The sequence below is a fragment of the Acidovorax sp. A1169 genome, from assembly GCF_030704685.1.
Classification (GTDB): domain Bacteria; phylum Pseudomonadota; class Gammaproteobacteria; order Burkholderiales; family Burkholderiaceae_C; genus Acidovorax.
Genome location: NZ_JAUZDX010000004.1, coordinates 347,653 through 354,444, shown reverse-complemented (window position 1 = coordinate 354,444; position 6,792 = coordinate 347,653). Strand labels below are relative to the sequence as shown.

7 protein-coding genes are annotated in these 6,792 nt (G+C 67.7%); all 7 read left to right on the top strand.

Annotated elements, in window-relative coordinates:
• Positions 1-826: 826 nt before the first annotated feature.
• The 7 genes from QYL93_RS10080 to QYL93_RS10050 all read left to right on the top strand — a co-directional run bounded on the left by QYL93_RS10080 (position 827) and on the right by QYL93_RS10050 (position 6,792).
• Entirely contained in the window at positions 827-1,303 is a 477-nt protein-coding gene (locus tag QYL93_RS10080; protein ID WP_305743521.1) for a Spy/CpxP family protein refolding chaperone, read from the top strand.
• Positions 1,304-1,322: 19 nt separating this feature from the next.
• Positions 1,323-1,622 (top strand): hypothetical protein, encoded by a 300-nt coding sequence (locus tag QYL93_RS10075; RefSeq protein WP_057203830.1) that lies wholly within the window; start codon positions 1,323-1,325, stop codon positions 1,620-1,622.
• A gap of 11 nt (positions 1,623-1,633) precedes the next feature.
• On the top strand, positions 1,634-2,326 hold the full coding sequence (locus QYL93_RS10070; protein WP_305743520.1) for a response regulator transcription factor: 693 nt from the start codon (positions 1,634-1,636) through the stop codon (positions 2,324-2,326).
• Positions 2,323-3,792, top strand: coding sequence for a HAMP domain-containing sensor histidine kinase (locus QYL93_RS10065; protein WP_305743519.1), 1,470 nt, complete (start codon positions 2,323-2,325; stop codon positions 3,790-3,792). The genes QYL93_RS10070 and QYL93_RS10065 overlap by 4 nt, the downstream gene beginning before the upstream one ends.
• A 396-nt stretch (positions 3,793-4,188) precedes the next feature.
• Entirely contained in the window at positions 4,189-5,154 is a 966-nt protein-coding gene (locus QYL93_RS10060) for an ABC transporter substrate-binding protein (RefSeq protein WP_057269754.1), read from the top strand.
• 22 nt (positions 5,155-5,176) lie between these two features.
• The gene (locus tag QYL93_RS10055; RefSeq protein WP_305743518.1) at positions 5,177-6,013 is read left to right on the top strand and encodes an ABC transporter permease; all 837 of its coding nucleotides are present in this window, start codon (positions 5,177-5,179) and stop codon (positions 6,011-6,013) included.
• A complete protein-coding gene (locus QYL93_RS10050) occupies positions 6,010-6,792 on the top strand; it encodes an ABC transporter ATP-binding protein (protein WP_305743517.1) in 783 nt (260 codons plus the stop codon). The genes QYL93_RS10055 and QYL93_RS10050 overlap by 4 nt, the downstream gene beginning before the upstream one ends.

The following is a 6,792-nucleotide window of genomic DNA, read 5'->3' as shown; positions in this document are numbered from 1 at the left end:
GTGGGCCAAGAAAAGGCGACCCCCAGTCTGCGTCCCCCGTACGCCCTGTCGGGCGAACGGGGGCAACCTGCGATGCTCGGAGCTGGGGTGGTGCCGCAGAACTCGCTGCGTTCTTCGAACTCCGCTCGGACAGCTGCGGCAAGTCAGATGACGAAGCGTGTGTGTCCTTCGGCACACACGCCCACCCCAGCTCCTGCGCTTCTCGGCGCAGCCAGCAGGGGTGGGGAGCGGGGTCCACCCGGCTGCTGCTGCGCAGCTGCGCCTGGGGTCGGTTCGCGCTGCGCGCTGCCGACGGTTGGGGCGCAGCCGCCCTGTCCAGGCCAAGCGCAGCGAGGCAGTTGGGGCCGAGCGAAGCAATGGCCCGAGTGGAGCCCGCTCCCACCCCCTTCTGACCGTGCCGAGAAGCGCAGGGTCTGGGGTGAGCGCGTGCCGAAGGACACGCGCATCGTGAACTGACTCACCGCGGCTGTCCGAGCGGAGTTCGCCCGCAGGGGGAACGCAGCGAGTTCCGCGGTGCACCCCCAGGCCCGAGCATCGCAGGCTGCCCCACTCGCCGCCAGGCGAGTGGGGACACGGGCAGCGGGGTCGCCTTTCTTTTGGGCACTTTTCTTTGGCGAAGCAAAGAACAAGTGCCTCGGCTGCCGGGCCGAGACCCGGCCTCCGCCCTGAACCAAGGCACGCAGCCAGCATGGACAGCCAGCCGTGCACCATGTTTCCTCCGGTAGATACATTCCGAAATAAACCGAAACTGCCCCGAGACCCCCCAAAAACGGCCCAGGCGCACCATAGGACCCATGTTCAACACCGTCCATGAAAGGACTGCACCATGAAACCCTGGATCAAGAAAACCCTGGCCGGCGTGTTCGGCGCCACCATCGTCCTGGGCGGGCTGACCGCCTGCGCGGGCCACCGCCATGGCGAGATGGGCCCCGAGAAGATCGCCGAAATCCGTGGCAAGGTCGTCAACCGCGTGAGCAGCAAGCTGGACCTCAATGACGCGCAGAAGCTCAAGCTCAACTCCCTGGCCGACACCCTGCAGGCCCAGCGCGCTGCGTTCAAGGGCAAGACCCCTGATCCGCGCGCCGAGGTGCAGGCCATCGTCGCCGGCGCCACCTTCGACCGCGCCCGCGCCCAGGCCCTGATGGAAGAGAAGACCCGTGCCTTGCAGACCGCCAGCCCCGAGGTGATCGCCGCCATGGCCGACTTCTACGACAGCCTGAACCCCGCACAGCAGCAGAAGGTGCGCGAGATGATGGACAAGCGTGGTCGCCATGGTGGCGGCGGCTGGATGTCCCGCGGCTGAGCGCAGGAAGGAGCCCCGCATGTCACCCACGCTGGAACCCATCCACACGCTGACCCAGCGTATGCGCATGCATGGCCCCCGCCTTCTGGCGGGCGTGCCGGACCCCCATGACGAGCTGATGTCGCTGGTCTGGGGTCCGCGCTTCGACCGCGAGCACGCCATGGGCCTGGTGGCCCGGCAACCCGAGCATGCCGCCCTGACGCTGCCTGCGCTGCTGGACGCGGCCGACCGCTTCGACGCCCTGCACACGGGCGCCAAGCACCGCCTGCGCCAATTGATCGTTCGGCACCGTGCCCTGGGCGAATCGCTGTCAATGTAAGAATCGGCCCCATGCACCGGATCCTGCTCATCGATGACGACGCACAGCTCGGCCCCCCGCTGGCGATCTATTTCCAGCGCTTCGAGCTGGAGCTCACGCATGCGCTCAGGCCCAGCGAGGGGCTGGCGCAGCTCGCGGCGGGCGGCTTTGATGCCGCCATCCTCGACGTGATGCTCCCCGAGATGGATGGCTTCGAGCTGTGCCGCACCATCCGCAAGCAGGGTGATCTGCCGATCGTCATGCTCACCGCGCGCGGCGACGTGATGGACCGGGTGGTGGGGCTGGAGCTGGGGGCCGACGATTACCTGCCCAAGCCGTTTGAACCGCGCGAATTGGTCGCGCGCTTGCAGACGGTGCTGCGCCGGCGGCGCAGCGACGGGCCGGGCAACGGGCAGGCCCATGGGCCGCTGGAATTCGAAGGCCTGCACATCGATGCCGCCCGCCGCAGCGTGCTGCGCCAGGGCGAGCCGGTGGAGCTGACCGGCACCGAGTTCGACCTCCTGCACCTGCTGGCACGCGAGCCGGGCCGGGTGTTCAGCCGCGACGACATCCTGAACCAGTTGCGTGGCCACGAGGCCGAGCTCTACACCCGGGCGGTGGACATCGTGGTCAGCCGCCTGCGCAAGAAGCTCGAACCGCTGGACTGCATCAAGACGCTGCGCAATGCCGGCTACTCGCTGGCACTGCGAAAGGCACCGCCATGAGGCGCTGGGGCCGCAGCGCAGCGGCACAGCTCCCCGGGGAGCCACCGCAAACTGGGCGGCGCGGCTGGTGGCGCCACCACCATCGCCATGGCGAGGATGGCCAGCCCTGCCCGTGGCACCGGCGCGCGCGCGATGCCGTCGGGCACTCGCTGCGCATCCGCCTGGTGCTGCTGTTCCTGGTGCTGGCCTGCATGACCACCATCACCTTCGTGGGGGGCGTGCAGAAGGCCTTGTCGGTCGGCTGGCGCGAGGCGGCGCGGCCGCTGCTCATGGACTACGTGGACCGCCTCACCGGTGAGATCGGCACCCCGCCCAGCGTGGAGCGGGCGCAGGCCATCGTGCAGCGCCTGCCGATCCACCTGCGCATCGAAGGGCCGGTGGTCAATTGGGTCTCGCACCCCGACATCCAGCGCCCTGACTGGATGCGCGACCGCGGCCCGCGCAACCCCAAGGAGCGCTGGCTGGACGACGGCGACGAGGGCCACCGCCTGCTGCAGCGCACGACGGCAGATGGGCATTTCATCGAATTCGGCCTGAACGCCATGACCTGGGAGCAAAAGCCGCGCGTGGCCTGGGTCACGCTGTCGGTGCTGCTGCTGCTCACCGGCCTGTCGTATGTCTACGTGCGCCACCTGCTGCGCCCGCTCGACGACATCCGCCGCGGCGCCCGGCGCTTTGGCGAGGGCGACTTTGGCGAACCCATCCCGGTGCGCCATGCCCACCGGCCTGATGAGCTGGGCCAGCTTGCCGTCACCATCAACACCATGGGCGAGGACATCCACCAGATGCTGGAGGCCAAGCGCGCCCTGCTGCTGGCCATGAGCCACGAGCTGCGCAGCCCGCTGACCCGTGCGCGCCTGAACACCGAGCTGCTGCCCGAAGGCCCCGACGTGGGGCCCCAGCGCGAGGCGCTGATGCGCGACCTGGGCGAGATGGCGCACCTGATCTCCGACCTGCTGGAGAGCGAGCGCCTGGCGGGCCGGCATGCCGCCCTGCACCGCGAGCCCACCAACCTGCCCGAGCTGGCGCGCGAGGTGATCGCCGAGCTGGAGGTGCGCCACGATTGCGCCGACGACATCGTGGTCATCTCCGACCCGGCCTTGCCCGTGCTGGCGCTGGACCGCGGGCGCCTGCGCCTGGTGCTGCGCAACCTGCTGGACAACAGCCTGCGCCACTGCGAGCCCACGACATCACCGCCCGAGCTGCACCTGCGCAGCACCCCCACGGGTGTGGAGCTGGAGGTGCGCGACCATGGCCCCGGCGTGCCGCCCGAGCACCTGGCGCGCATGGCCCAGGCCTTCTACCGCCCCGACGTCGCGCGCCAGCGCGCCACCGGTGGTGTGGGGCTGGGGCTGTACCTGTGCCGCCTGGTGGCGCAGGCCCATGGCGGGCAGTTCGAGCTGCGCAATGCCTCGCCGGGCCTGTCGGTCAAGGTCACACTGCCAGGCGAGCCGGCCGGGATGTGATGCCCCCTGGGGCAATCGGGCTGGCCAGGGCGGCCGGCCTGTTGCGCGCCTGGGCTCGGCCTGACCTGTCCATGGTGCAGACCGTGCCGTGCAGATGGTGCGCTGGCTGCACTGTCCTGGTGCGCCACGAGTGGCCTGCCGCTGGCCCGCAATTTGCTAAATCCCCGTGCCGGCGGAACACCGGCCAGCGCCCCGAGCGGGCCCGACCATGGGAGGTGCCGCGAGGCGTTCCCAAGAGACGGGAAGCGGGGCGGTTTCTTGGGGCCGAGGGTCCGGTTTCCTAGCGTTTACCCTGTATAGACAGGTACGATAGAACCTCCATCATCGGACCCAGGAAGCAAGGCCTGTTTCCCTGCGGATGAACAAAAGTACTTTTTTCCCCTACAGGAGCTGATGATGAGCCGAACGGTTGTGAAGATGGCGTCGCTGGCAGCGGCGGTTGCGTGCGTGGTGGGACTGGCCGCACCGGCCCAGGCCCAGGAGACCAAGATAGTCCTGGGCATGTCCGGCTGGACGGGCTTCGCCCCGCTGACGCTGGCGGACAAGGCCGGCATCTTCAAGAAGAACGGCCTGGACGTGGAACTGAAGATGATCCCCCAGAAGGACCGCCACCTGGCGCTGGCCTCCAAGGCCATCCAGTGCGCGGCCACCACGGTGGAGACCCATGTCGCCTGGAACACCAACGGCGTGCCCATCGTGCAGATCTTCCAGCTCGACAAGTCCTACGGCGCCGACGGCCTGGCCGTGCGCAACGACGTCAAGGGCTTTGCCGACCTCAAGGGCAAGACCATCGGCGTGAGCGCACCGGGCACCGCCCCGTACTTCGGCCTGGCCTGGATGCTGTCCAAGAACGGCATGAGCCTCAAGGACGTGAAGATCGTCTCGCTGGAGCCACAGCCGGCCGCGCAGGCCTTCGTCTCGGGCCAGAACGACGCGGCCATGACCTACGAGCCCTACCTGTCCACCGTGCGCGCCAACCCTGCGGCCGGCAAGATCCTGGCCACCACCATCGAATACCCGATGGTGATGGACACCGTGGGTTGCGACCCCGTGTGGCTCAAGGCCAACCCCAAGGCCGCGCAGGCACTGACCAATTCGTACTTCGACGCGCTGGAAATGATCAAGGCCGACCCGACCAAGTCCAATGAGATCATGGGCGCCGCCGTCAAACAGACGGGCGAGGCCTTCGCCAAGTCGTCGGCCTTCCTGCGCTGGCAGGACAAGGCTGCGAACCAGAAGTTCTTTGCGGGTGAGCTCACGTCCTTCATGAAGGATGCCGGCGCCATCCTGCTCGAAGCCGGCGTGATCCGCAAGGCGCCCGAGAACTTCCCTGCGATGTTCGACGACAGCTTCATCAAGTAAGCAACCACCAAAGGATCGAACCATGAGTCGCGTGATGGGTGTTGCACCTGTGCTGGAGCCCGAGCGGCCTCGCCGCCGGGCCCTGGCCCCGCTAGAACCTGTGAGCACCCGCACGCGGCTGGTCCTGGGAGTGGCGTTTTTCATTCTGTTCTTCGCCGCCTGGTCCGTGTTCACGCTGGGGGGCTTCGTATCGCCCACGTTCCTGGCCAGCCCCGTTACCATGGCCAAGGAAGGCTGGCTGCTGTTCACCGAGTTCGGCTTCCTGCACGACATCGGCATGACCGTGTGGCGCGTGCTCGGAGGCTTCATCCTGGCGGCCATCGTCGCGGTGCCCCTGGGCATCGCGATGGGCGCGCACAAGGGGGTGGAGGCGTTCCTGGAGCCCTTCGTATCGTTCTGCCGCTACCTGCCGGCCTCGGCCTTCATTCCCCTCTTGATCCTGTGGGCAGGCCTGGGCGAAATGCAGAAACTGCTGGTGATCTTCATCGGCTCGGTGTTCCAGATCATCCTGATGGTGGCCGTGATCGTCGGCAATGCCCGCAAGGACCTGGTGGAGGCGGCCTATACGCTGGGCTCCACGCCCACCGGCATCGTGCGCCGCGTGCTGATCCCGGGTGCCGCACCCGACATCGCCGAAACCCTGCGCCTGGTGCTGGGCTGGGCCTGGACCTATGTGATCGTGGCCGAGCTGATCGGCTCTTCTTCAGGCATCGGCCACATGATCACCGACAGCCAGGCGCTGCTCAACACCGGCCAGATCATCTTCGGCATCATCGTCATCGGCCTCATCGGGCTGGTGTCGGATTCCTTCTTCAAGTTCGTCAACCGCCGTCTGTTTGCATGGAGCGCCCTGCGATGAACCCGCTGCTGTCCATCCAAGGTGTCTCGCGCACCTTCGTCAGCCCCAAGGGGCAGGTGACCCAGGCCCTGCTGCCCGTGGATTTCGACGTCGAAGAAAACGATTTCGTGACCATCCTCGGTCCCTCGGGCTGCGGCAAGTCGACCATGCTGCGCATCGTGGCTGGGCTGGACCACCCCACCTCGGGCCGTGTGCTGCTGGGTGGCCGCCCCGTGGAAGGCCCGGGCGCCGACCGGGGCATGGTGTTCCAAAGCTACACGCTGTTCCCCTGGCTGACCATCGAACAGAACATCCGCTTCGGCCTGCGCGAGCGCGGCATGCCCGAGGCGCAGCAAAAGGAGCGCGCCGACTACTTCATCGCCAAGGTCGGCCTGCGCGGCTTCGAGCAGCATTTCCCCAAGCAGCTCTCGGGCGGTATGCAGCAGCGCACGGCCATTGCCCGCGCGCTGGCCAACGATCCCAAGATCCTGCTGATGGACGAACCCTTCGGCGCCCTGGACAACCAGACCCGCGTGCTCATGCAGGAACTGCTGCTGGGTATCTGGGAGGCCGAGCGCAAGACCGTGATGTTCGTGACGCACGACATCGACGAGGCCATCTTCATGGCCAACCGCGTGGCGGTGTTCAGCGCCCGGCCCGGCCGCATCAAGACCGAGCTGGCCGTGGACCTGCCGCACCCGCGCCACTACACGATCAAGACCTCGCCCGAGTTCATGGACCTCAAGGCGCGCCTGACCGAGGAAATCCGCGCCGAATCCATGGCCGCGGACGCCCACTGA